The sequence below is a fragment of the Rhizobium sp. BK377 genome (assembly GCF_014193935.1).
Classification (GTDB): domain Bacteria; phylum Pseudomonadota; class Alphaproteobacteria; order Rhizobiales; family Rhizobiaceae; genus Rhizobium.
In genome coordinates, this window is record NZ_JACIAC010000001.1 from 320,967 (window position 1) to 342,845 (window position 21,879).

Here is a 21,879-nt window from a genome sequence, read left to right on the forward strand (position 1 = left end):
GTTACGCAATTATTTGACGACGCTTAGTTCGTCGATCTGCACGCCAGCTGCCTGAACAACTTCTTGCGGAATTGCAGCGATGAAAAACATCGTGAAAACATACATCGCGAAAATCGTCGCAACGAATGTAGCCTTGTGAATCATCCTACTCTCCTTTCTACAGAGGAGAGTCTGAACCAAAAAGTCCGGATCGCAAAACGCTTTCTGAACGTGAGATGAATAAAATACTGAATGAGCCAATCTTAACGATATTTTTACAACATCTCATGAACGGCCGGAAGGCTATTAAAAACGAAAAAACCCCGCCGTTTCCAGCGGGGTCCTTCCTAAAATCGGGGATAAATCCGATTACTCGATGATGGAAGCGACGATGCCTGCACCGACGGTGCGGCCGCCTTCGCGGATCGCGAAGCGAAGCTTTTCTTCCATTGCGATCGGAACGATCAGCTCGACGTCAACCGTGACGTTGTCGCCAGGCATGACCATTTCCGTGCCTTCCGGAAGCGTCACGATGCCGGTCACGTCCGTCGTGCGGAAGTAGAACTGCGGACGGTAGTTCGTGAAGAACGGCGTATGACGGCCGCCTTCTTCCTTCGTCAGGATGTAGGCTTCGGCCTTGAACTTCTTGTGCGGCTTGACAGAGCCCGGCTTGCAGAGAATCTGGCCACGCTCGACGCCGTCACGGTTCACGCCGCGAACCAGAGCGCCGATGTTGTCGCCAGCCTGGCCCTGGTCGAGCAGCTTGCGGAACATTTCAACGCCGGTCACCGTCGTCTTCGAGGTCGGACGGATGCCGACGATCTCGACTTCTTCGCCAACCTTGACGATACCGCGCTCGACGCGGCCGGTCACAACCGTACCGCGGCCCGAGATCGAGAACACGTCTTCGATCGGCATCAGGAACGGCTGGTCGATCGGACGCTCAGGCGTCGGGATGTAGGCGTCGACCTGAGCCATCAGCTCGCGGATCGCGTCTTCACCGATCTTCTTGTCAGAATCTTCAAGCGCAGCAAGCGCCGAACCCTTGACGACCGGGATGTCGTCGCCCGGGAAGTCGTAGGACGACAGAAGTTCGCGCACTTCCAGTTCGACAAGCTCGAGAAGCTCGGCGTCGTCAACCTGGTCGACCTTGTTCAGGAACACGACGATCGCCGGAACGCCAACCTGGCGGGCGAGCAGGATGTGCTCGCGCGTCTGCGGCATCGGGCCGTCAGCGGCAGAGCAGACCAGGATCGCGCCGTCCATCTGCGCGGCACCGGTGATCATGTTCTTGACATAGTCGGCGTGGCCGGGGCAGTCGACGTGCGCATAGTGGCGGTTCGGCGTCTCATACTCGACGTGAGCCGTCGAAATGGTGATGCCGCGCGCCTTTTCTTCCGGTGCAGCGTCGATCTGGTCATACGCCTTGAACTCACCGAAGTACTTCGTGATCGCTGCCGTCAGAGACGTCTTGCCATGGTCAACGTGGCCGATCGTGCCAATGTTGACGTGCGGCTTGTTGCGCTCAAACTTACTCTTTGCCATTTGAATGCTTCCTGTGGACGTAAATGGGTGACCCCGGCGAACCGGTTTAGTGCCGCCGTTTAAGGCTTTCGGCGAAATTGCGCAAGACCTAATTGCAGACGCCATTCTTGGCGTGTCACGACATATGGTGGAGGATTCGCCACTCGCAAGGTGATTCGCTCTTTCCCTCCCCAAAACATTTGAAATCTAAGTCAAAATCGGAAGAGGGCCGGCAATTGTCAAACGGCGAACCGGTGGCGGCAGCAATTTTTGCGGTTATCCGCAGATCGCCGCATCATGGTATCGGCGCAAAACCTTCCGATCGGATTACATTACATTTTACTAATTGATTTCACGGATGAGGAAAGTTTGCATGATAGATATCTAATATAGGGAGGAACACTCGATGCAATCAGATTACAACAACTACTATTCGGTTTTTGCAGAAGACCACCGCACATTCGGCTATCGCAGCGATGATGAGGCGGATGAGAGCGCCGGCAAGATCAAAGGCAGATCTTCGCTGTTCATCGCAGGCATAGCCGTCGGTGTGCTCGGCTATTGGCTGATCGGCAATATCATGAGCTTCGTTTCCGTGCTCTGAAACTGCCGTATATTGTCGATGGCGAAAGAGAGATGGAGCGGGTAGCGGGAATCGAACCCGCGTATTCAGCTTGGAAGGCTGCTGCTCTACCATTGAGCTATACCCGCGGGATTGGTCCGATCCAATGACGAATGGTGGAGAGAGTTGGATTTGAACCAACGTAGGCTGAGCCAACGGATTTACAGTCCGTCCCCTTTAACCACTCGGGCATCTCTCCAGTTTTCGTCCGGATCGTAAAGACCAAGTTCGTCAGACTTTGAAGCGTTGTCGCCCCGTCGTCTGCGCCGCGTATATGACCGGACGATTTCAGTCTGTCAACACGATGACAATGGAAAAGACAGGAAAAATTTCATCGCCTGTTGAAAGCCGGCACATGAAAGAAAGCCTATGCGGCAACTGGCGCCATCGTTATAAAGCCGCATGAGCAAAGATAAGAAATCCGGCGGCACGCCCGTTACCGACAAGTCCGCAAAGGACACGCATTACGCAACGTTGAGACGCGCGCACCGCGACGCCAAGCGCGAACGCGGTGAAATCCCGACACCCGCGCCACAGAAACGCAAGCGTGGCGGAGACGACTGGAAGCCGCCGGCACTCGCCCCCGACCAGGTTTTCCTCTACGGCCTTCATACCGTTCGTGCCGCGCTTGAAAACCCTGAACGCAAAAACATCAGACTATCGGTGACGCAGAACGCGCTTGCACGATTGGAGATCGATGCTGATACGATCGGCATTCCCGTCGACATGGTTTCGCCGCAGGATATCGACAAGGTGCTCGGCCCCGAAGCGATCCATCAGGGCGTGATGCTGGAAACGCGGCCCCTGCCCGTCCGGCGGCTGGAAGCACTGAAGGACAGTCCCTTGCTTCTCGTGCTCGATCAGGTCACCGATCCGCACAATGTCGGCGCCATCATGCGCTCGGCTGTCGCCTTCAATGCAGGCGCCGTCATCACCACGCAGAGACACAGCCCGACCGAATCGGGCGTACTCGCTAAATCGGCTTCCGGCGCGTTGGAACTCATACCTTACATACAGATCACAAATCTCTCGGATGCGCTCGGCGAATTGCACAGGCTCGGCTTCTTCACAATCGGACTCGATTCGGAAGGACCGGCAGCGCTCGAAGGCACATTCTCGGGCAGCAGAATTGCTCTGGTGCTCGGCTCTGAAGGCAAAGGCCTGCGGCAGAAGACGCGCGAGACCGTCAGTGCGCTCGCTCGGCTCGATATGCCCGGCGCCATCAAGTCGTTGAACGTATCGAATGCAGCGGCGATTGCCCTTTATGCGGCAAGGCTGCACCTGAAGGCATAGGCCATAGTCGGCAGATTACTCTTGATATGTCGTGTGGAACAGAAGGATGATCGCAATCGCGGTTGAACACCTTCTCCCATGGCCCATATTCCGCCATGGAAAGAGCTTGGCGGTCACTATCGTCGGCAACGCATCCATCCCTGGGGCGGCGACAAAAAGGAAATCCGCATTATGGCATTTCGACCGCTGATCTTCGGCGTTCTCTTTATCGCGGTCCTCGTCATGATCATTTTGAGCATCACTTGGGTGGACAAGTCTCACCCGATCCGCCAGCCGGATCCCCTGGCACCGTCGACGACGCCATCCAATCCACCTCCATCCGTGCAATAGCCGACCGAGCTTGACCGAACCCGCACGGAAGTGAGTGCAAATCGCTTCACCGGACGAGGCGCAGAACACTTTCTTCGATATTGCGAAGCAGTTCTGTTCGCTTGGCACTATCGTCGCCGATAGCATTCCGATTTACGACACCGTGCAGAGCGTTGAACAGGAATATGGCGGTGAATGCGGGCTCCTGCAGTGACCAGGCTCGCTCACGGCTTCCTGCTGCAAGCAATTGCTGGAGATTATCGATCAGGATGTTGTTCGTCAGCCCCTCGCGGCTGGGAGGCGGAGCAGCAGCAAAGACGAGATTGTGCAAGCGCGCTGCGTTCAGATAACCCATGGCGCAGGCTTTTGCCCAAGCCGTCAACTTGCCGTTCCAGTCATCAGTTTGCTGTTTACCTAGTTCTTCCACGATGCCGTTCAGAAGCTTCTGAACGAAGCGGGTCCGCAATGCTTCGATGACATCCGCTTTCGAAGAGAAGTGAAGGTAAAAGGCTCCCTTTGAGACGCCAGCACCTTGGGTGATCTCCTCGATCGTCGTATGGTCAACCCCTTTCTCGAGAAAGAGGCGTTCGGCCACGAGCATGAGATCTTCCCGCCTTTCCTCGGCTGGTTTGGTCCTTGGCCTGCCGGGCGTGCGTGATGTCATCGGAAAGTCCGTCAATGCCAACGACGTCGAGGTTCGGCCCGGTGCAGGTAGCCTGCGAATACGTCGCGCATAGCAGTGTTTTCAATGTCAGGCAAAAGACGACCGACTTCGCCACGGTGATAACCGCTGTGGGTAATGACATGGGCCAGCATTTCCTCCGGCGACATGCGGCCCTGCCCGCCATCGGTGAACGTGAAGTCGATCGTCTCTTCGAGTTCCTCGGGCGTTACCTGCACCATATAGTCCAGATACCACCTGTCGGTTTTCCTGATCGCGGAAGCGAGATCGCCAAAAGCTGGCGGCTCGCTCGTCCAACTCTCCGTATAGCCATGTGGCTTCTTCTGCAGGTTGGCGGCGAAGATCCGGTCGACGAGTTGAGCGTGATTGAGAACACGAAAAGCGGACTGGAGGTCTTCCAATGGGTCGTTTTCGGGAAAAGCAGCAAGCGCGGCCAGAAGCTCCTCGTCGACGCTGGCCTTATATTGAAAGAGAGAGGTCAGGAGTGTTTTTGCAGACATGTCGAACTCCATCGCGGCAATTGACGATGTATATCTTAATTTATTGACTGATAGTCAGTCAATAAAAGTGAATGCCGATCAAATAAAGATCCCGCCGCAAACTCGAAGGTTGCGACGGGTTTTTATTAGGAGTTGGAAAATAGCTTGCCCCGGTCAGGGATCAGCTCCGGTAGAGCCAATAGGGTCCGTCATGGTGGCGACGCCAATAATGGCGCTCGCGCCAACGCTCTTCCCGCCACGGGCTCCAGCGGCGTTCATAGCCCCAGGCCGGACGCCAGTAGCGACGTTCGCGCCACTCGCGACGCTCGCGCCAGTCACGGCGATCACCCCAATCGCGGTCGCCCCAATCCCGATCACCACCGCGGACCTGGATCACATCGCTCTGCTGCGAGGCTGCCGGACGGTCGAGAGGGATGGCCGCAGCCGGAGCAACGGCGGAAAACAAAGTACCGGCCGAAAGGGCGGCTGCTAGGAGAAGGCTGGAGATCCTCATGGCTCATTTCCTCGTTTCTGATGAAGCGAGGATGACCTGGTGCTCCTGAATCGCCGCTGAAGCGACCCTTCAGTCTCTGTTCATCTGATGGAACTACTGAGAAAATCTGGTGCCCCCGGCAGGGTTCGAACCCGCGACCCCCTGATTACAAATCAGGTGCTCTACCAACTGAGCTACAAGGGCAATGGCTGCGAAGTAGCAGATTCTGATCTTTTGTAAAGAAAATTTGCCTTTTCCGGCAGCCCGGGGAAGCTATCCACAGCGGGTTGTCGATCAACGCCGTGGTTGGGAAAGCCCGCTGGACTCCATGTGGACGTGTTCATTATCGAAATCACCGGCCGATCTGTCTGGGCGATAAGACCATCGAACTTGACCCGCAATGCAAAACGTCTTGTCGTACGAGCCCTTTATCCTTTAGCTAGAGCAGCATAACAAAGGGCATTGTATGGGCCGTTCATTTCAGACGCTTTCTTTCATCGCCTCGCCGACCACGGAAGCACTCGCCGCGCGAGACGAATTGATTCGCCTTTACGGCGACGTGCCCGCAAACCAGGCCGATGTCATCGTCGCACTCGGCGGCGACGGCTTCATGCTTCAGACACTGCACAGCACGATGAACAGCGGCAAGCTCGTCTACGGCATGAATTGCGGCTCGGTCGGCTTTCTGATGAACGATTACAAGACCACAGACCTGCATGACCGCATCTGCGCCGCTGTCGAGAATGCCTTTCATCCGCTGAAAATGACAACATCCAATGCCGACGGCAGCAAGTCGTCCGCGCTTGCAATCAACGAAGTCTATCTTTTCCGCCAGTCCTATCAGGCAGCCAAACTCAGGGTGGAGATCGACGGCCACGTACGGCTGGAGGAACTGATCTGCGACGGCCTCATGGTGGCAACGCCTGCAGGCTCGACCGCCTACAATCTTTCGGCCCACGGTCCGATCCTGCCGCTTGACGCCCCCCTGCTCGCCATGACGCCGGTCAGCGCCTTCCGCCCCCGGCGCTGGCGCGGAGCGCTGCTTCCCAACCGGGTCACGGTGGACATCCATATATTGGAAGCAGAGAAACGGCCGGTGAATGCGGTCGCCGACAATACGGAGATCAAATCGATACTGCATGTCCGCATCGCCCAGTCCGAGGACATGACCGCACGCATCCTTTCCGATCCTGACCGCTCCTGGTCAGACAGGATTCTGGCAGAACAATTCGAGGATTGAAATGATGGCGATGCGGCAAGCATTTATGACGGCCCTCCTTATTTCGGGGTTGGCGATCACCGCCGAAGCCCAGACCGTGCATGAGGATATTCTGCCGGCTTCGATCCTCTTCGCGACCAGCACCGGCTATTGGGAAGACGATGGCAATTCGCTGCCGGTCGAGCGTGCCCCGACAACCACGCAGAGCGTCGGCACCCCAAACGTAAGCAAGGAGAATGCCAAGCAAGAGCAGCGGCACGGCTATTACAAGCTTTTCGCTGTCCGCCAGCCGGACAAGACCTCCAAGGTCTTTCTGCAGCAGATCGCGCAGAGTGATGCCGGTCCTGCCATCATCTCGACGGTCGAACTCCAGGAAATCAGCGATCTCAAACCCTATGTCACCGACATCAGACCCGAAAATTCGAGCGGACTCATCAAGGAACCGGGCCTTTTTGCCACGGTCTATCTGAAGCCCGATCCAGCTGCCGAACCCGATGGTTGGACAGTGCTGATCGACGAATTCGGGGACATTACCGTGGAGAAGGCGACCAACTGAGCGTCGCAGGTCCATTCATTGGGGCTAAGCCATGAAACTCGGCTTTCGCGAAGGCGTTCTCCACGACGAGACACGGCCGGACTGGAACGAGACCGGCCCAAGACCTGTCCGCTGGTCCGTCTGGTATCCGGCAGCCGAGGGATCGATCGAAACCGAAATCCCGGGACGAAGCTGGTTCCGAAGGCCCGCGGTCGCCCGCGATGCGCCCGTTCAGCCGGCGACGAAGCTCTACTCGCTGGTCCTGCTGTCGCACGGCACCGGCGGCTCAGCTGCAGGGCTGGAATGGCTCGCCCGCCGCCTGGTCGATCGTGGATTTATCGCGCTCGGCGTCGACCACCACGGCAATACCGGCGGCGAAGCCTATCGCGCCGAGGGCTTTGCCTGCCTTTGGGAGCGCGCGCCCGATCTCAGCCTCATGCTCGATCGCCAAAAAGACTGGCAAGGTGATCTTGCCGGGCATATCGATACCAGGAGCGTATTCGCCGCCGGCTTTTCAGCAGGAGCCTATACGGTGATGCTGCTTCTCGGCGCGGTCGCGCAATTCTCGCAGTTCGAACAATCCAGATTGAAGCCTGGGGGGCCGCGCGGCCCGAGGGAATTTCCTGACCTCGCCGATCATATTCCGTCGCTGCTTCGCACGAGCACGGCATTTCGCGATTCATGGTCACGGATGTCGCAATCCTATCGTGACGACAGGATCAAGGCGGCGCTGGTCTGCGCGCCGGGAAGATCGGTGCGTGGTTTCAGCGAAGAGAGCCTGAGAGCCATCGATAAGCCTGCGCTCATCCTAGTTGGCGACGCCGACGACACGGCCCCGGTCGAAGAGTGTTCAAAATGGCTGCATGCGCGGCTTGATCGAAGCACCTTTAAGATACTCCAGGGCGGTCTTGGGCATTATATCTTCCTGCCCGAGGGCACGGCATTGGGGCTTTCCTTCGCAGAGCAGCTCTTCACCGACGCTGCAGGCGTAGACCGTGCTGATGTCCACCAGGAGATCGCCGAACTATCGGATGTGTTCTTTCGCGGAATAGACGCTCCGGTGGACACCTAAAAAAGAAAAGCCCCGTTTCCGGGGCTTTCTATCTCAGGTCCGCCTTTACCGCTCAGTCGACGTCATCGACGACAGCGTCGGCCGCACCGCTGATGCGGTGAGCAAGTGCTGCTTCCATGAACTCGTTCAGGTCGCCGTCGAGCACTTCGTCAGGAGCCGTGCTCGCAACTCCGGTTCGCAGGTCCTTGACGAGCTGGTAGGGTTGCAGAACGTAGGAGCGGATCTGGTGTCCCCAGCCGATATCCGTCTTGGAAGCGGCTTCGGCGTTGGCGGCATCCTCGCGCTTCTTCAGCTCCGCTTCGTACATGCGGGCGCGCAGCATGTCCCAAGCCTTGGCGCGGTTCTTGTGCTGCGAACGCTCCTGTTGGCACTGCACGACGATTCCGGTCGGGATATGCGTAATGCGCACGGCCGAGTCCGTTGTATTGACGTGTTGGCCGCCGGCACCCGACGAACGGTAGGTGTCGATACGGCAGTCGCTTTCGTTGATTTCGATCTGGATCGAGTCATCAACGACAGGATAGACCCAAATCGACGAGAAGGACGTGTGGCGGCGCGCATTACTGTCGTAGGGCGAGATACGCACCAAGCGGTGCACGCCCGATTCGGTCTTCAGCCAGCCATAGGCGTTGTGGCCCTTGACCAGCAGCGTTGCGGACTTGATGCCGGCTTCTTCGCCGTCATGGACTTCCAGAAGCTCGACCTTGAAGCGCTGGCGCTCGGCCCAGCGAGTGTACATGCGCAGAAGCATGTTCGCCCAGTCCTGGCTTTCCGTGCCGCCTGCGCCGGAATGGACTTCCAGATAGGTATCGTTGCCATCGGCCTCGCCTGATAGCATGGCTTCGACCTGTCGACGGGCTGCCTCGGCCTGCAGGCTTTTCAGCGCGGCCTCAGCTTCCTTGACGATGCTTTCGTCGCCTTCTTCTTCCCCGAGATCGATGAGTTCGACATTGTCGGAAAGCTGCTGTTCCAGCGCCTTGACGCCATTGATGCCGTCATCAAGCTGCTGGCGCTCGCGCATCAGCTTCTGGGCTTCCTGCGCATCGTTCCAGAGGTTGGGGTCCTCTGCCTTGTTGTTCAACCAGTCCAGTCGTCTTACCGCCTGGTCCCAGTCAAAGATGCCTCCTCAGCAGGGTGATAGCCTGCTTGGTTTCATCGACTACGTTCTGGATTTCCGCTCGCATTTTCCTGCTTCTTTGCTTCGGTATTCTGTGAGTGCCGGGGTATTCTGCAAGGCTCGTGACATAGAGACGCCCGCCGCGGATGTAAAGAGCCGCGGCGGGCGCAGAGGAAATCGGTCTCGATCAGAACAACCCGGGCGTGTTGGTCTGGACCGCCTGGTTTGCCTGTGGCGACGTGCGCAGGATTTCTTCCGGCGCCATCGTGCCGTCCATGCCGATGACAGAGAAGCTGTCAGCCGGCCCGGTGCCTGGCTTGAAGGCTTCGATGATGGTGCCCGGCTCGCCATCGACAGCAGCCATGCCGGTCTTGCGGTTGATCGCGATCATGTTCATGCCGGCCGGGACCACGAATTTGGATTCCGGCATGTCCTTGACGGCGGCCTGCATGAATTCATTGAAGATCGGCGCGGAGAGAACGCCACCCGTGCCGCCGCGGCCGAGCGGGGCCGGCGTATCGAAGCCCAAGTAGAGGCCTGCAACCAGATCCGGCGTGAAGCCGACGAACCAGGCGTCCTTCTCATCGTTGGTCGTACCGGTCTTGCCGGCAACATCGCGGCCAGAGAGATCGACCTTACCGGCAGCCGTACCGCGCTGGATGACGCCCTGCATCATAGAGGTGATCTGGTAGGAGGTCATCGGATCGAGAACCTGTTCGCGGTTATCGACGATGTTGGGCTCTTCCTGGTTCTGCCAGTCGCCGGCGTTGCAGCCTTCGCAGAGACGCTCTTCATGCCTGAAGATTGTCTTGCCGTAACGGTCCTGGATACGGTCGATCAGCGTCGGCTTGATCTGCTTGCCGCCATTGGCGATGACCGAGTAAGCCGAAACCATACGCAGCACCGTTGTTTCGCCCGAGCCGAGCGACATGGCGAGCAGCGGCGGCATCTTGTCATAAATGCCGAAGCGTTCGGCATATTCGGCAACGATATTCATGCCGAGGTCATTGGCGAGGCGCACCGTCATCAGGTTGCGCGAATTTTCGATACCGGAGCGCAGCGTCGAGGGGCCGCCGACTTCGCCGCCGTAGTTTTCCGGCTTCCAGACCTGACCGCCCGAAACGATCTCGATCGGCGCGTCCATGATGACCGAGGCCGGCGTATAGCCGTTGTCCATCGCGGCGGCGTAAACGAAGGGCTTGAAGGAGGAGCCCGGCTGGCGCATCGCCTGCGTGGCGCGGTTGAATTCCGACTGGGCATAGGAGAAGCCCCCGACCATAGCGAGAACGCGGCCGGTCTTCGGGTCCATGGCGACGAGACCACCCTGTACCTTCGGCGGCTGGCGCAGACGATAGGAGGTCGAATTGTCGCCGCCGAGGCGCTCGACGTAGACGACATCTCCGGCCGAGACGGCGCCGACCGGTGACTTCGTCGTTTTGCGGTCGCCGGCGGCGGAGCGGAATGCCCACTGCATATCCTTGGCTGCAATCGAACCACGCTCACGTTCGGCTGCGACTTTGCCGCCTCCATCCTTGGGTGGCTGAAGGCCGATATCGACGCTGTCATTGGAAACGGCGAGCACGACCGCCAGTCGCCATTCCGGCACGTCCGAGAGAGCGGGTACTTCGGCGAGCGCCGGACCCCAGTCGCCAGACGTGCTGATCTGCTTAATAGGTCCGTGGAAACCACGGCGCTCGTCGTAATTGATCAGGCCATCCTGCAGCGCCTTGCGCGCAAAGAGCTGCATCTGCGGATCGAGCGAGGTGCGCACCGAAAGGCCGCCTTCATAAAGTGACTTCTCACCATACTGATCAATCAGCTGGCGACGGACAGCCTCGGCGAAATAATCAGACGCGAAAAGAGACGGTCCGCTGGTGCGGGCGGTGACGCCGAGCGGCTGCTTTTTGGCATCCTCGCCGTCGCTCTGGCTCACATAACCGTTCTCGACCATGCGGTCGATAACCCAATTGCGGCGCTCGAGCGCAGCCTCCGGATGACGGAAGGGATGGTAGTTGGCCGGGCCTTTCGGCAGCGATGCGAGATAGGCGGATTCGGCGACCGTCAGCTCGGTGACCGACTTGTTGAAATAAGTGAGCGAGGCACTGCCGATACCGTAGGAGTTCAGGCCGAAAAAGATCTCATTGAGGTAAAGCTCGAGGATCTTGTCCTTGCTGTAGGCCTGCTCGATACGGAAGGACAGGATTGCTTCCTTGATCTTGCGGTCAATCGTCTGGTCGGAGGTCAGAAGAAAATTCTTCGCCACCTGCTGGGTAATCGTCGATGCACCGACCGGCCGGCGTCCGGAGCCGAAATTCTGAAGATTGACGAGAATGGCGCGGCCAAGACCAGTCAGATCGACGCCGGGATGGTTGTAGAAATTCTTGTCTTCGGCCGAAAGGAAGGCAGCCTTCACGCGGTCCGGGATGGCCTGGATCGGCAGGAAGAGGCGCTTTTCCTTGGCGTATTCGGCCATGAGCGCACCGTTACCGGCGTGAACGCGGGTGGTAACCGGCGGCGCATAGCTGTTAAGCACCGCATAGTCAGGAAGATCCTTCGCGACATTAGCAAGATAGACGGCAATAACAGCCGCAGCGCCCAGGAACAGGACGCAGGCTATCCCGAAGAAATATCCAAGAAGTCTAACCATATTTTTTCAGCTACCGGTATTTCTAATCATTAGATCGGCGCAGCCGCACAATCGCACAGATCATGTCTCTTTGCACGCTGCGCGGCTTACTCCATGCGCGTGGGCGCTACAAGCCGATTTCGTCTCACTTACGCGAAACTTATTGAGCGGAGTAACGGCGCGAATGTGAGGAAAATAGGGCCTGGTCTGCTACTTTCCCCTCCCTTTCGGCAAGGACGCGGGTTTCGGCCGAGGTGTCACTTCCGGGCAACGCCCTGGAGACGCAGAGCTAGCCGCCGTTCGCCATCACACTCGCGCGATAACGCTTCACCGCATCGGTCAAGAGATCAGCCATCTTCAACCGCCAAGCATCATCAAGCAGACGCTTTTCGTCCTCGACATTGGAGAGGAACCCGAGTTCGAGCAGGATCGACGGAACGTCCGGCGCCTGCAATACGCGAAAACCGGCGTGGCGATGCGGATTATTGATCGTGCCGATCTGATCTTTGAAGGATGCGAGTACGCTTTCGGCAAGCGAGATGGAGAACGCCTGCGTCTCACGCCGTGTCAGGTCGAGAAGGATATCCGCGACTTCAGGCGGCTCGGTTACCGTCTCCTTGCCGGCAATCTGGTCCGAAAGGTTCTCGCGTTCTGCGAGATCGGCGGCGAGCTTGTCCGAGGCCTTGTCGGAAATCGTATAGACCGTTGCGCCGCGAATATCTTTCTGCTTCAGCGTATCTGCGTGCAGGGAAATCAAGAGCCCAGCATGGTTCTGCCGGGCGATCAGCACACGCTGCGACAGCGACAGGAATTCGTCATCGTCGCGCGTCAGGAAGGCCTTGATGCCCGGCTCCTTGTTCAAGCGATCGGCCAGCGCCTTGGCGAAGGCGAGCGTCACCAGCTTTTCCTCGGTCTTAGTATCGACGCCGATGGCCCCCGTGTCGATACCACCGTGGCCGGCATCGACGGCAATGACGAAATCCCCGGGTGCTGCCTTTTCCGGCTGGGGAATGGCGCTCGTCGTCTCAGCCGCACCGGACTGGTCGTTCCAGGACTGGGTCTTCACCAATTCGGCGAACTTCTGCTTGTCGATCATCTCGGCATCGAGCACCAGCCGGTGGCCATTGCCGCTCTCATCCGTCTGCACCTTGGCAAGGGCGAGCTGGACAGGGCGCGCCGCCATCAACACGATGCGGGCGCTTCCTTCGTCCATGGCGCCATAACGGATGTCCTTGAAGAGGCCGCGCGCCTCCAGGTCTTTGGCGGGAAAGCCGAAAGCAGTTGCGGGCAGGTCGACAACGATGCGCTCGGGATTGGCGATGTAGTGGACGGAAAAACGAGGCTCACGATCGAAATCGATGACGATGCGGGTTCTCGCTTCATCGCCGACTATACGCGCTCCGTAAGCCAGCAAGGAATTCTTTGTACCGGCTGCGCTGCCGGGAACCGCGCAAAGCGATGCAAAGGCGAAAAGCCACCCCGCAAACCCCAGTTTTCGCCCTGCTGACAACTCCGCCGCGATTCGAAACCTCTTAAACAATAGCCCGCCACACCCTATTTATTCCTGCGATGGACCTTACATCGTCCCTGCGAACGCCCGCTAGAGGCGAGCGAGCACACCGACCCGCGAATCGGGTTCGCTTATCCCCGATAAGTGTATGGGATTCGAAATCCATCAATATTATGGCACATTTGGCTTTTCCCTTGCTATTGTGACAGAGAAAACATACAACGAATTTTAGGGTAAAGTGTTGACGGGATAGAGTCGCCGCGAGGCAGCCAGCCGACCCCGGACCTGGCGCTACAACCGGTAATCGTCCGCCGTCTAATGCATTTTTACCCGAGAACTGGATCCTGATTTTCCGGCCTCATGCTGGGATTTCATCGGTGGATCAGCCACCACGCTCTCAGGGAGCAAACTCATCGGACCCGAAACGGGTCTTCGTCATTGTCGATCACGCTTGGTTGTTGATGGTTTCGCAGCAGGTTTTATCTGAAGTGTACAGGCCCCGGAACAAAACGGTTCCGGCTGCGGTCTGGCTGCTGCCCTCTCCCTCGCACCAATCGCGACTTTCATTATCCGGCGCGGCCACGGCGGACCGCATTCTTCCTGTGTCAATAGCAGTCGGGAATGCGCTCTCGCGGCCTCGCCGAGGAGCTCAGCTTACATGGCAGACAAAATGCTTATCGATGCGTCTCACGAGGAAGAGACGCGCGTCGTTGTCGTTCGCGGAAATCGCATAGAAGAATTTGACTTCGAATCGCAGCACAAGAAGCAGATTCGCGGCAACATCTATCTTGCCAAAGTAACGAGGGTCGAGCCCTCGCTGCAGGCCGCTTTCGTCGATTATGGCGGCAACCGGCACGGCTTCCTTGCCTTTGCCGAAATCCATCCCGATTATTACCAGATCCCGCTTGCCGATCGTCAGGCCCTGCTTCGCGCCGAAGCCGAGGAGCATCGCCGCGACGAGGATGTCGAGCATGTCGAGACCGCTCCGGTCGTCGATCTCTCGACACAGGAACAGCCCGACATCGGCATCGTTCCGGTCGAACAGCCCGCGGCAGCTGCTGCGGAAGATGTAGCAGCACACACCGAAGAGGCTGCGCCCGTCGCTGAAGAAGCCCCGGCCAAGAAGCCTCGCGCCCGCCGCAGCCGCAAGAAGGCAGCCGAGCCGGTTGCTGAAGAAGCGTCGGCGCCGGAAGCATCGGTTGCCGACAACGATGACGAAGGTTCGACCGGCGGCGAGATGGCCGCGATGGTCGAGACGGACACCATCTCCGAGGATGTCGACGTTTCCAAGCGCCGTCAGGATGACGACGACGATGACGACGACCATGGCGAAGAAGAAGTCATCGAATCGGTCGGCGCCGAAGACGCGATGGAAGAGGTTCCGGACCGCGTGCAGCGCAAGCCGCGCAAGCAGTACCGCATCCAGGAGGTCATCAAGCGCCGCCAGATCCTGCTGGTGCAGGTCGCCAAGGAAGAACGCGGCAACAAGGGCGCTGCCCTCACCACCTATCTTTCGCTCGCAGGCCGCTATTCGGTTCTGATGCCGAACACGGCGCGCGGCGGCGGCATTTCCCGCAAGATCACCAACCCCCAGGACCGCAAGCGGCTGAAGGAAATCGCCCGCATGCTCGAGGTGCCGCAGGGCATGGGCGTGATCCTGCGCACGGCCGGTGCGAACCGCACCAAGGTCGAGGTCAAGCGCGACTTCGAATATCTGATGCGCCTGTGGGAGAACGTCCGCACGCTGACGCTCGCTTCGACGGCTCCCTGCCTCGTCTACGAGGAAGGCTCTCTCATCAAGCGTTCGATCCGCGACCTTTATAACAAGGATATCGGAGAGATCATCGTCTCCGGCGAAGAAGGCTATCGTGAAGCGAAAGACTTCATGAAGATGCTGATGCCAAGCCATGCCAAGGTGGTTCAGCCCTACCGCGACATCCATCCGATCTTCTCTCGCTCCGGCATCGAGGCGCAGCTCGATCGCATGCTGCAGCCGCAGGTAACGCTGAAGTCCGGCGGCTATCTGATCATGAACCAGACGGAGGCGCTGGTTTCGATCGACGTCAACTCCGGCCGCTCGACCCGCGAGCACTCGATCGAGGACACGGCTCTCCAGACTAACCTCGAGGCTGCAGACGAAGTCGCCCGTCAGCTCCGCCTGCGTGACCTTGCCGGGCTTATCGTCATCGACTTCATCGACATGGAAGAAAAGCGCAACAACCGCGCTGTCGAGAAGAAGCTGAAGGAATGCCTGAAGAACGACCGCGCCCGCATCCAGGTCGGCCGTATCTCACATTTCGGCCTTCTGGAAATGTCGCGCCAGCGCATCCGCGCTTCCGTTCTCGAATCGACGACGCAGGTCTGCTCGCATTGCGGCGGCACCGGCCATGTCCGTTCTCAGTCCTCGGTCGCTCTGCATGTGCTGCGCGGCATCGAGGAATATCTGCTCAAGAACACGACGCACAATATCACCGTGCGCACGACGCCCGATATCGCGCTCTATCTGCTCAACCATAAGCGTCAGACGATCGTCGATTATGAAGCCCGCTTCGGTGTGGCGATCATCATCGATGCGGACGGCTCGGTGGGTGCTCAGCACTTCGCGATCGATCGCGGCGAGCCGGTCGAAAACCCGGTCAAGATCGAAAGCCTCTTCAACTTCGCCGCCATCCCCGACGACGATGATGACGATGTCGTCATCGAACATGACGAGGAGGAGGACGAAGAGCTGGAAGAAAAGCCCGCTGCCGCGGAACGTCCGGCCGCCCGCGCAGAGGGCGAAGGCGAAGGTGGTCGCAAGCGCAAGCGCCGCCGCCGCCGCCGTGGCCGCAACGGCAATGCTGAGCAGCAGGTTGCCGCCGACGCAGTCTCCGGCGAGGCTGACGATGGCGATGAGGGCGAGGACGAAGGCAGCGAAGGCGACAACGATACCGCCGAGGCACCGGCCGAAGCCCGCGCCGACAGCGAAGACTCCCAGCGCCGCAAGCGCCGCCGTCGCGGCAAACGTGGCGGTCGCCGCAACCGTGGTGATGAAGGCGCTGAGACCAGTGCAGCTGCGGAAGACGGTGAGGCGGATGAAGGCGATGATAGCGCCGACGGTGAAGCGCCCGAAACGGAAGCAGACGTGATCGAAGTCACCGCGGCGGAAACCGTCGAGAGCCAGTCTGCGATGGCTGCGATCGAAGGCAGCGAAAGCGTAGCCGAGGAGGTCAAGCCGGCCCGCGGCCGTGGTCGTCGCAAGGCCACAGCACCCTCGCCCGTCGAAGAGCCCGTGATTGAAATGCCGGTCACTGAGGCGCTTGTCGTCGATGCAGAGCCGGAAGCGGTGGAAGGTTCTGCGGATCTCGCGACGCCGACACAGGAAGAGGCAAAGCCTGTTCGCGCCAACCGCGGCTCCAATATCTCATCCTCCGAACCGACGGTCACCTCCACCCGCACCGAGGGCGCGGAAGCCGAGGGCGAAGCCAAGCCGAAGAAGGCTGGCTGGTGGCAGCGCCGTGGCTTCTTCTGAAAGCTGATTTTCGGCGATAAATGACATGATCCGGCTGCGGCAACGCGGCCGGATTTTTTTGTGCCGTCGAATGAGGAATGCTCAGCCTGTGGCAAACAGGGCTAGATTAGAGTGTGCGGCCGAACCAGACGGAGGCTTCTGCTTCCGGGACGAGAGGCGGGAGCAGACGCTCGAAACCACGGGAGGACCAGAAGCGCGACCACCCTCGTTGTCGGCATTGACGCCGCGCGCACCTGCCTGACGCGCTTCAGATATTCAATGCTCCAGAAGACGGCTTCCAACACCCTGACCCTGCAGGCGTGGCATCAGGTTCATGCGGATATGGGCCGGATAGAACTCGACGATCTTCCCACATGGTGTGCGGATGATTGATCGCAAAGCTGCGGCGCTCGTCGGCCGTCCATCCAGAGGGATCGCCAGCCGGATCGGCATATTGATCGCGTCGCGCTGGCCACCATTCGCGTTCAAGTCGAGCTTCGAATGTGGCTGTATCGTAAGCGCCGACGATGTAGCCGGCGATGCCCAGCTTATCCTCTGCAACGATCGTCATTTCTGGGGTTGAGCACGACATAGGGGCGCGGAATAGATATGGCCGACAAGGCGGCTATCGCCATAGAGGCGGCTCGCATCCCGACCGCCAGCGCCGGTCGCAAGCGAAATGCCGTAGATCTGATCGAGGTCGTCCCGCCGTGCGTTCCGAAACACCTGCATTAGGCAGCTGGCGGGTAAAGCAGGTCGACGATATAGCTCGCGTCGAAGCGGGAATCGAGCATGCCGTAGGTCGAACGCCAGCCGCCCGCAAGACGGGTCTCGATGAAGGCGTCGGCAATGCGCCCTGCCCCAAGCCGGTAAAGCTCGGCAGCACCGGCAACGAGCGCCAGCTGCTCAACGAGCAGGCGGGCAGCGCCCTCGTCCTGTTCGCAGAGCGCGATCGCGGCGCGCAGCACGTCGATCGTCTTCTTGCCGGCCGGCCCGAGATCGCGCGCAAAACCTGCAAACACGGTCTCGAACAAATCCTTGCCACGGTTCAGCACACGCAGCACATCGAGCGCCATGACGTTGCCAGAACCTTCCCAGATCGCATTGACGGGCGCCTCGCGATAATGGCGGGCGATCGGACGTTCTTCGATGTAACCGCTACCCCCGATGCACTCCATCGCCTCATAGATCAGCGACGGGGCGATCTTGCAGCACCAATATTTGGCGACCGGCGTCATCACGCGGGCATAGGCGGCATCTTCAGCGTTGCCACGGGCCTTGTCGAAGGCATCTGCCAAGCGGAAGGAGAGAGCCGTGGCGGCTGCCACATCGAGCGCCATATCTGCAAGCACCCGGGTCATGATCGGCTGGTTGACCAGCATCTTGCCGAAAACGCTGCGGCCGCGGGTGTGATGCACGGCTTCGGCGAGCGATGCGCGCATGATACCCGAGGAGGCGAGCGCGCAATCGAGCCGCGTCAGCGTCACCATATCGAGGATGGTGCGGATGCCGGCGTCGGGACCGCCGAGCAGGAAACCGAACGTATCGGTGAATTCCACTTCGGACGAAGCATTCGAGCGGTTGCCGACCTTGTCCTTCAGGCGCTGGAACTGCAGGCCATTGGCAGAACCATCCTCAAGCAGGCGCGGCACCAGGAAGCAGCCCATGCCCTCCTTGGTCTGTGCCAACATGATGAAGGCGTCGCTCATGGGCGCGGACATGAACCACTTGTGGCCGGACAGCCGGTAAATGCCTTCGCTGACTTTTTCCGCCACGGTCTTGTTGGCGCGGACATCCGTGCCGCCCTGCTTTTCCGTCATGCCCATACCGATCGTCACGGCCGATTTCTGCATGGCCGGGCGGTTGGACGAGTCATATTTGCGTGACAGGATCTTCGGCGCCCAGTCCTTCTGAACGGCCGGTGAAGCCGAGAGCGCGGCAACAGATGCGCTTGTCATCGTCAACGGGCAAAGATGGCCGGATTCGAGTTGCGCCGTCAGATAGAAGCGGGCGGCGCGAATATGGTGGGCCTGGTCCTTGGCCTCCGTATCCGCCTGCGGATCCCAGACGGAAGAATGCAGGCCGGACGCCATGGAACGGCGCATCAGCGCATGCCAGGCGGGATGGAATTCGACGATATCAAGACGTTCGCCGCGCGGGCCATGGGTGCGCAGCTGCGGCGTCCCCTGGTTTGCCATGCGCGCCAGTTCCTGCGCTTCCGGCGAGGTGACGAAGCGGCCCATGTTTTCAAGGTCTTCACGGATAGTGCGCGGCAGCGTTGCGGTCAGATCGACGATCAGCGGATCGGATCGATAGGCATTGATTCCCGACCAGAGGCTCGGCTGGTTGAGTTCGGCGAGTTTGTCTTCAGTCCGGTTTGCGGAGGTCATCGTTCGCTTCTATTTCATGAGCCCGGCAAGGGAAACCGGAAGTTAGTGATTCGCAGATTTCTGCTCTACAGCGCCGCGCGTCTTTCAGACGTGCAAAAGACGCTGTAGCACTTTTAATTGCTGCATAATTTTATCCTTAAATCGATTCCGATTTAATGAATCATGCAGTAGCGGGATTCGACGGAAAATGCATGGGGAACATAGAATTTGCGTGCAGCACAAGCTTGCCCCTTCCCCCCGCACTCTTTATAGACCCCGCGAAGACAATAAGAGGCAGGGTCATGGTCTTTTTCCCCCACCGCCACCTCATTGGCATCAAGGGCCTCACCGAGCAGGATATTACCTATCTTCTCGACAAGGCCGACGAAGCCGTCAAGATCAGCCGGCAGAGAGAGAAGAAGACGTCGACCCTTCGGGGGCTGACGCAGATCAACCTTTTCTTCGAAGCATCGACACGAACGCAAGCCTCCTTCGAACTCGCCGGCAAGCGCCTCGGCGCAGACGTGATGAACATGTCGGTCGGCAACTCCTCGGTAAAGAAGGGCGAGACGCTGATCGACACAGCGATGACGCTGAACGCGATGCGACCGGACGTTCTGATCATCCGCCACTCCAGCGCCGGTGCCGCCGCACTTCTCGCCCAGAAGGTCTCCTGCTCCGTCGTCAATGCCGGCGACGGCCAGCATGAACATCCCACGCAAGCGCTGCTCGACGCGTTGACGATCCGCCGCGCCAAGGGCCGGCTCTCACGGATCGTCGTGGCGATCTGCGGCGACGTCCTGCATTCGCGTGTGGCGCGCTCGAACATCCTGCTTCTGAACGCCATGGGCGCAAGGGTGCGCGTTGTCGCTCCTGCCACGCTGCTGCCGGCCGGTATTGCCGAGATGGGCGTCGAGGTCTTCCATTCGATGAAGGAAGGGCTGAAGGACGCCGATGTGGTCATGATGCTACGGCTGCAGCGCGAGCGCATGTCCGGCGCCTTCGTGCCATCGGTGCGCGAATATTATCATTTCTACGGCCTCGACGCGGAAACGCTGAAGGCAGCGAAGGAAGATGCGCTCGTCATGCATCCGGGACCGATGAACCGCGGCGTGGAGATCGCCTCCGAGGTCGCCGACGGCCCGCAGAGCGTGATTGCCGAACAGGTGGAAATGGGGGTCGCCGTACGCATGGCCGTCATGGAGGCACTGCTCGTCTCCCAGAACCAGGGTCCCCGCACCGATGGAGTGGGCGCATGAGCAATCTCGTCCTCAAGAACGTCCGTATCATCGATCCTTCCCGCAATGTCGATGAGATCGGCACTGTTATTGTCAAGGACGGCCTCATCGTCGCGGCCGGCAAGGATGCACAGAACCAGGGCGCGCCCGAAGGTGCTACCGTGCGCGATTGCACCGGCCTCGTCGCAACGCCTGGCCTAGTGGATGCGCGCGTCCATATCGGCGAACCGGGCGGCGAGTATCGCGAGACCATCGCTTCGGCAAGCCGGGCTGCGGCAGCGGGCGGTGTGACCTCCATCATCATGATGCCGGATACGCATCCCGTCATCGACGACATCGCGCTCGTCGAGTTCGTCAAGAAGACGGCACGGGATACGGCCGTCATCAACGTCTATCCGGCAGCAGCAATCACCAAGGGGCTCGCCGGTGAGGAGATGACGGAAATCGGCCTCTTGATGCAGGCAGGCGCGGTTGCCTTCACTGACGCGCATTCCAGTATCTCCGATACGCAAGTGCTGCGCCGAGTGATGACCTATGCACGCGAATTCGGCGCCGTCATTTCCTGTGCCACGCGTGACAAATATCTTGGCGCCAATGGCGTCATGCATGAAGGACTGCTTGCAAGCTGGCTCGGCCTGTCCGGCATTCCCAAGGAAGCGGAGCTGATCCCGCTCGAACGCGACCTGCGCATCGCGCAGCTGACGCGCGGCAATTACCACGCGGCGATGATCTCAGTGCCGGAATCGGTCGAGGCGATCGAGCTTGCCCGCTCGCGCGGCGTGAGGGTCACCTGTGGCGTCTCGATCAACAATCTGGCGCTCAACGAGAACGATATCGGCGAATACCGCACTTTCTTCAAACTCTATCCGCCATTGCGCTCAGAAGACGACCGGGTTGCAATGGTGGATGCGCTGGCAAAAGGCGCGATCGATATCATCGTCTCCTCGCATGATCCGCAGGATGTCGATACGAAGCGCCTGCCCTTCGCCGAGGCCGAAGATGGTGCCGTCGGACTGGAGACGATGCTTGCGGCAGCGCTACGGCTTTATCACAGCGAGCAGGTCAGCCTGATGCGGCTCATAGATGCCATGTCCACGCGGCCGGCGCAGATCTTCGGCCTCGATGCCGGCACGTTGAAGCCCGGCGCCAAGGCCGATATCGCGCTGATCGATCTCGAAGAACCTTGGCTTGTCTCCAAGGACATGCTTCTCTCCCGCTCGAAGAACACGCCGTTCGAGGATGCGCGCTTCAGCGGGCGGGCCGTTGCGACCTATGTCGGGGGCAGGCTGGTTCACGCATTGCAGGACTGAGGACTGCCCTGC

19 protein-coding genes and 3 tRNA genes are annotated in these 21,879 nt (G+C 59.4%); 9 read left to right on the plus strand and 13 right to left on the minus strand.

Going from position 1 to position 21,879, the window contains the following annotated elements; all coding sequences use genetic code 11:
* Nucleotides 1–9: 9 nt before the first annotated feature.
* Together FHT92_RS29595 and tuf are read right to left on the minus strand one after the other, a co-directional pair.
* Nucleotides 10–144 carry a hypothetical protein gene (locus tag FHT92_RS29595; protein ID WP_281412848.1) on the minus strand — a complete coding sequence of 45 codons (135 nt, stop codon included), beginning with the start codon at nt 142–144 and terminating at the stop codon, nt 10–12.
* Between the two features lie 204 nt (nt 145–348).
* Nucleotides 349–1,524, minus strand: coding sequence for an elongation factor Tu (tuf, locus tag FHT92_RS01640; RefSeq protein WP_183743778.1), 1,176 nt, complete (start codon nt 1,522–1,524; stop codon nt 349–351).
* 385 nt (nt 1,525–1,909) lie between these two features.
* On the opposite strand from tuf, the gene FHT92_RS01645 reads away from it, so the two are divergent.
* Nucleotides 1,910–2,107, plus strand: coding sequence for a hypothetical protein (locus tag FHT92_RS01645; protein ID WP_183822113.1), 198 nt, complete (start codon nt 1,910–1,912; stop codon nt 2,105–2,107).
* Nucleotides 2,108–2,140: 33 nt separating this feature from the next.
* Here the strand turns inward: FHT92_RS01645 and FHT92_RS01650 are convergent.
* Nucleotides 2,141–2,214 (minus strand) — tRNA-Gly (locus FHT92_RS01650).
* A 25-nt stretch (nt 2,215–2,239) separates the two neighbouring features.
* Nucleotides 2,240–2,324: transfer RNA gene (locus tag FHT92_RS01655), tRNA-Tyr, on the minus strand.
* A 203-nt stretch (nt 2,325–2,527) separates the two neighbouring features.
* Here FHT92_RS01655 and rlmB point away from each other — a divergent pair.
* Both rlmB and FHT92_RS01665 read left to right on the plus strand, forming a co-directional pair.
* Nucleotides 2,528–3,418: a 23S rRNA (guanosine(2251)-2'-O)-methyltransferase RlmB gene (gene rlmB / locus FHT92_RS01660; protein ID WP_183743794.1), complete on the plus strand. Its 891-nt coding sequence runs from the start codon at nt 2,528–2,530 to the stop codon at nt 3,416–3,418.
* Between the two features lie 171 nt (nt 3,419–3,589).
* Nucleotides 3,590–3,748 (plus strand): hypothetical protein, encoded by a 159-nt coding sequence (locus FHT92_RS01665; RefSeq protein WP_183743796.1) that lies wholly within the window; start codon nt 3,590–3,592, stop codon nt 3,746–3,748.
* Between the two features lie 46 nt (nt 3,749–3,794).
* Here FHT92_RS01665 and FHT92_RS01670 read toward each other — a convergent pair whose 3' ends face one another.
* The 4 genes from FHT92_RS01670 to FHT92_RS01685 all read right to left on the minus strand — a co-directional run bounded on the left by FHT92_RS01670 (nt 3,795) and on the right by FHT92_RS01685 (nt 5,585).
* Complete coding sequence (locus FHT92_RS01670) at nt 3,795–4,391, minus strand: TetR/AcrR family transcriptional regulator (protein WP_183822115.1); 597 nt, start codon at nt 4,389–4,391, stop codon at nt 3,795–3,797.
* Between the two features lie 11 nt (nt 4,392–4,402).
* On the minus strand, nt 4,403–4,909 hold the full coding sequence (locus FHT92_RS01675) for a DinB family protein (RefSeq protein WP_183822117.1): 507 nt from the start codon (nt 4,907–4,909) through the stop codon (nt 4,403–4,405).
* Between the two features lie 160 nt (nt 4,910–5,069).
* On the minus strand, nt 5,070–5,402 hold the full coding sequence (locus FHT92_RS01680; protein ID WP_183822119.1) for a hypothetical protein: 333 nt from the start codon (nt 5,400–5,402) through the stop codon (nt 5,070–5,072).
* Nucleotides 5,403–5,509: 107 nt separating this feature from the next.
* Nucleotides 5,510–5,585, minus strand: a tRNA-Thr gene (locus FHT92_RS01685).
* Nucleotides 5,586–5,847: 262 nt separating this feature from the next.
* Between FHT92_RS01685 and FHT92_RS01690 the strand changes: the two genes are divergently transcribed.
* From FHT92_RS01690 to FHT92_RS01700, 3 genes are read left to right on the plus strand one after another with little or no spacing between them, the layout of a single operon-like run.
* Entirely contained in the window at nt 5,848–6,621 is a 774-nt protein-coding gene (locus FHT92_RS01690) for an NAD kinase (RefSeq protein ID WP_183743805.1), read from the plus strand.
* A gap of 4 nt (nt 6,622–6,625) precedes the next feature.
* The gene (locus tag FHT92_RS01695; RefSeq protein WP_183822121.1) at nt 6,626–7,156 is read left to right on the plus strand and encodes a hypothetical protein; all 531 of its coding nucleotides are present in this window, start codon (nt 6,626–6,628) and stop codon (nt 7,154–7,156) included.
* 31 nt (nt 7,157–7,187) lie between these two features.
* Complete coding sequence (locus FHT92_RS01700; protein WP_183822123.1) at nt 7,188–8,207, plus strand: alpha/beta hydrolase family protein; 1,020 nt, start codon at nt 7,188–7,190, stop codon at nt 8,205–8,207.
* A gap of 52 nt (nt 8,208–8,259) precedes the next feature.
* Here FHT92_RS01700 and prfB read toward each other — a convergent pair.
* From prfB to FHT92_RS01715, 3 genes are all read right to left on the minus strand, one after another.
* Nucleotides 8,260–9,391 (minus strand): peptide chain release factor 2 gene (prfB, locus tag FHT92_RS01705; RefSeq protein WP_183743811.1). Its coding sequence is split into 2 segments (ribosomal slippage): nt 8,260–9,321 and nt 9,323–9,391, totalling 1,131 coding nucleotides; the frame shifts between segments, so codons are not numbered across the junction.
* A gap of 120 nt (nt 9,392–9,511) precedes the next feature.
* A complete protein-coding gene (locus FHT92_RS01710; RefSeq protein WP_183743813.1) occupies nt 9,512–11,971 on the minus strand; it encodes a penicillin-binding protein 1A in 2,460 nt (819 codons plus the stop codon).
* A 268-nt stretch (nt 11,972–12,239) separates the two neighbouring features.
* Nucleotides 12,240–13,364: an N-acetylmuramoyl-L-alanine amidase gene (locus FHT92_RS01715; protein WP_409527127.1), complete on the minus strand. Its 1,125-nt coding sequence runs from the start codon at nt 13,362–13,364 to the stop codon at nt 12,240–12,242.
* Nucleotides 13,365–14,118: 754 nt separating this feature from the next.
* Between FHT92_RS01715 and FHT92_RS01720 the strand changes: the two genes are divergently transcribed.
* Nucleotides 14,119–16,971 (plus strand): ribonuclease E/G, encoded by a 2,853-nt coding sequence (locus FHT92_RS01720; protein WP_183822127.1) that lies wholly within the window; start codon nt 14,119–14,121, stop codon nt 16,969–16,971.
* Nucleotides 16,972–17,226: 255 nt separating this feature from the next.
* On the opposite strand, the gene FHT92_RS29165 is transcribed toward FHT92_RS01720, so the two are convergent.
* Both FHT92_RS29165 and FHT92_RS01730 read right to left on the minus strand, forming a co-directional pair.
* Complete coding sequence (locus FHT92_RS29165; RefSeq protein ID WP_246735116.1) at nt 17,227–17,439, minus strand: hypothetical protein; 213 nt, start codon at nt 17,437–17,439, stop codon at nt 17,227–17,229.
* Nucleotides 17,440–17,681: 242 nt separating this feature from the next.
* On the minus strand, nt 17,682–19,340 hold the full coding sequence (locus FHT92_RS01730) for an acyl-CoA dehydrogenase family protein (protein ID WP_183743819.1): 1,659 nt from the start codon (nt 19,338–19,340) through the stop codon (nt 17,682–17,684).
* Nucleotides 19,341–19,621: 281 nt separating this feature from the next.
* Between FHT92_RS01730 and FHT92_RS01735 the strand changes: the two genes are divergently transcribed.
* Together FHT92_RS01735 and FHT92_RS01740 are read left to right on the plus strand one after the other, a co-directional pair.
* On the plus strand, nt 19,622–20,578 hold the full coding sequence (locus FHT92_RS01735) for an aspartate carbamoyltransferase catalytic subunit (RefSeq protein WP_183743821.1): 957 nt from the start codon (nt 19,622–19,624) through the stop codon (nt 20,576–20,578).
* Entirely contained in the window at nt 20,575–21,867 is a 1,293-nt protein-coding gene (locus FHT92_RS01740) for a dihydroorotase (protein WP_183743823.1), read from the plus strand. Before FHT92_RS01735 ends, FHT92_RS01740 begins: the two co-directional genes overlap by 4 nt.
* Nucleotides 21,868–21,879 lie beyond the last annotated feature (12 nt).

Bases quoted from the DNA above. Each gene is read 5' to 3' on its own strand.
- FHT92_RS29595 (WP_281412848.1), bottom strand. From the start codon at position 144: ATGATTCACAAGGCTACATTCGTTGCGACGATTTTCGCGATGTATGTT.
- tuf (WP_183743778.1), bottom strand. From the start codon at position 1,524: ATGGCAAAGAGTAAGTTTGAGCGCAACAAGCCGCACGTCAACATTGGC.
- FHT92_RS01645 (WP_183822113.1), top strand. From the start codon at position 1,910: ATGCAATCAGATTACAACAACTACTATTCGGTTTTTGCAGAAGACCAC.
- rlmB (WP_183743794.1), top strand. From the start codon at position 2,528: ATGAGCAAAGATAAGAAATCCGGCGGCACGCCCGTTACCGACAAGTCC.
- FHT92_RS01665 (WP_183743796.1), top strand. From the start codon at position 3,590: ATGGCATTTCGACCGCTGATCTTCGGCGTTCTCTTTATCGCGGTCCTC.
- FHT92_RS01670 (WP_183822115.1), bottom strand. From the start codon at position 4,391: ATGACATCACGCACGCCCGGCAGGCCAAGGACCAAACCAGCCGAGGAA.
- FHT92_RS01675 (WP_183822117.1), bottom strand. From the start codon at position 4,909: ATGTCTGCAAAAACACTCCTGACCTCTCTCTTTCAATATAAGGCCAGC.
- FHT92_RS01680 (WP_183822119.1), bottom strand. From the start codon at position 5,402: ATGAGGATCTCCAGCCTTCTCCTAGCAGCCGCCCTTTCGGCCGGTACT.
- FHT92_RS01690 (WP_183743805.1), top strand. From the start codon at position 5,848: ATGGGCCGTTCATTTCAGACGCTTTCTTTCATCGCCTCGCCGACCACG.
- FHT92_RS01695 (WP_183822121.1), top strand. From the start codon at position 6,626: ATGGCGATGCGGCAAGCATTTATGACGGCCCTCCTTATTTCGGGGTTG.
- FHT92_RS01700 (WP_183822123.1), top strand. From the start codon at position 7,188: ATGAAACTCGGCTTTCGCGAAGGCGTTCTCCACGACGAGACACGGCCG.
- FHT92_RS01710 (WP_183743813.1), bottom strand. From the start codon at position 11,971: ATGGTTAGACTTCTTGGATATTTCTTCGGGATAGCCTGCGTCCTGTTC.
- FHT92_RS01720 (WP_183822127.1), top strand. From the start codon at position 14,119: ATGGCAGACAAAATGCTTATCGATGCGTCTCACGAGGAAGAGACGCGC.
- FHT92_RS01730 (WP_183743819.1), bottom strand. From the start codon at position 19,340: ATGACCTCCGCAAACCGGACTGAAGACAAACTCGCCGAACTCAACCAG.
- FHT92_RS01735 (WP_183743821.1), top strand. From the start codon at position 19,622: ATGGTCTTTTTCCCCCACCGCCACCTCATTGGCATCAAGGGCCTCACC.
- FHT92_RS01740 (WP_183743823.1), top strand. From the start codon at position 20,575: ATGAGCAATCTCGTCCTCAAGAACGTCCGTATCATCGATCCTTCCCGC.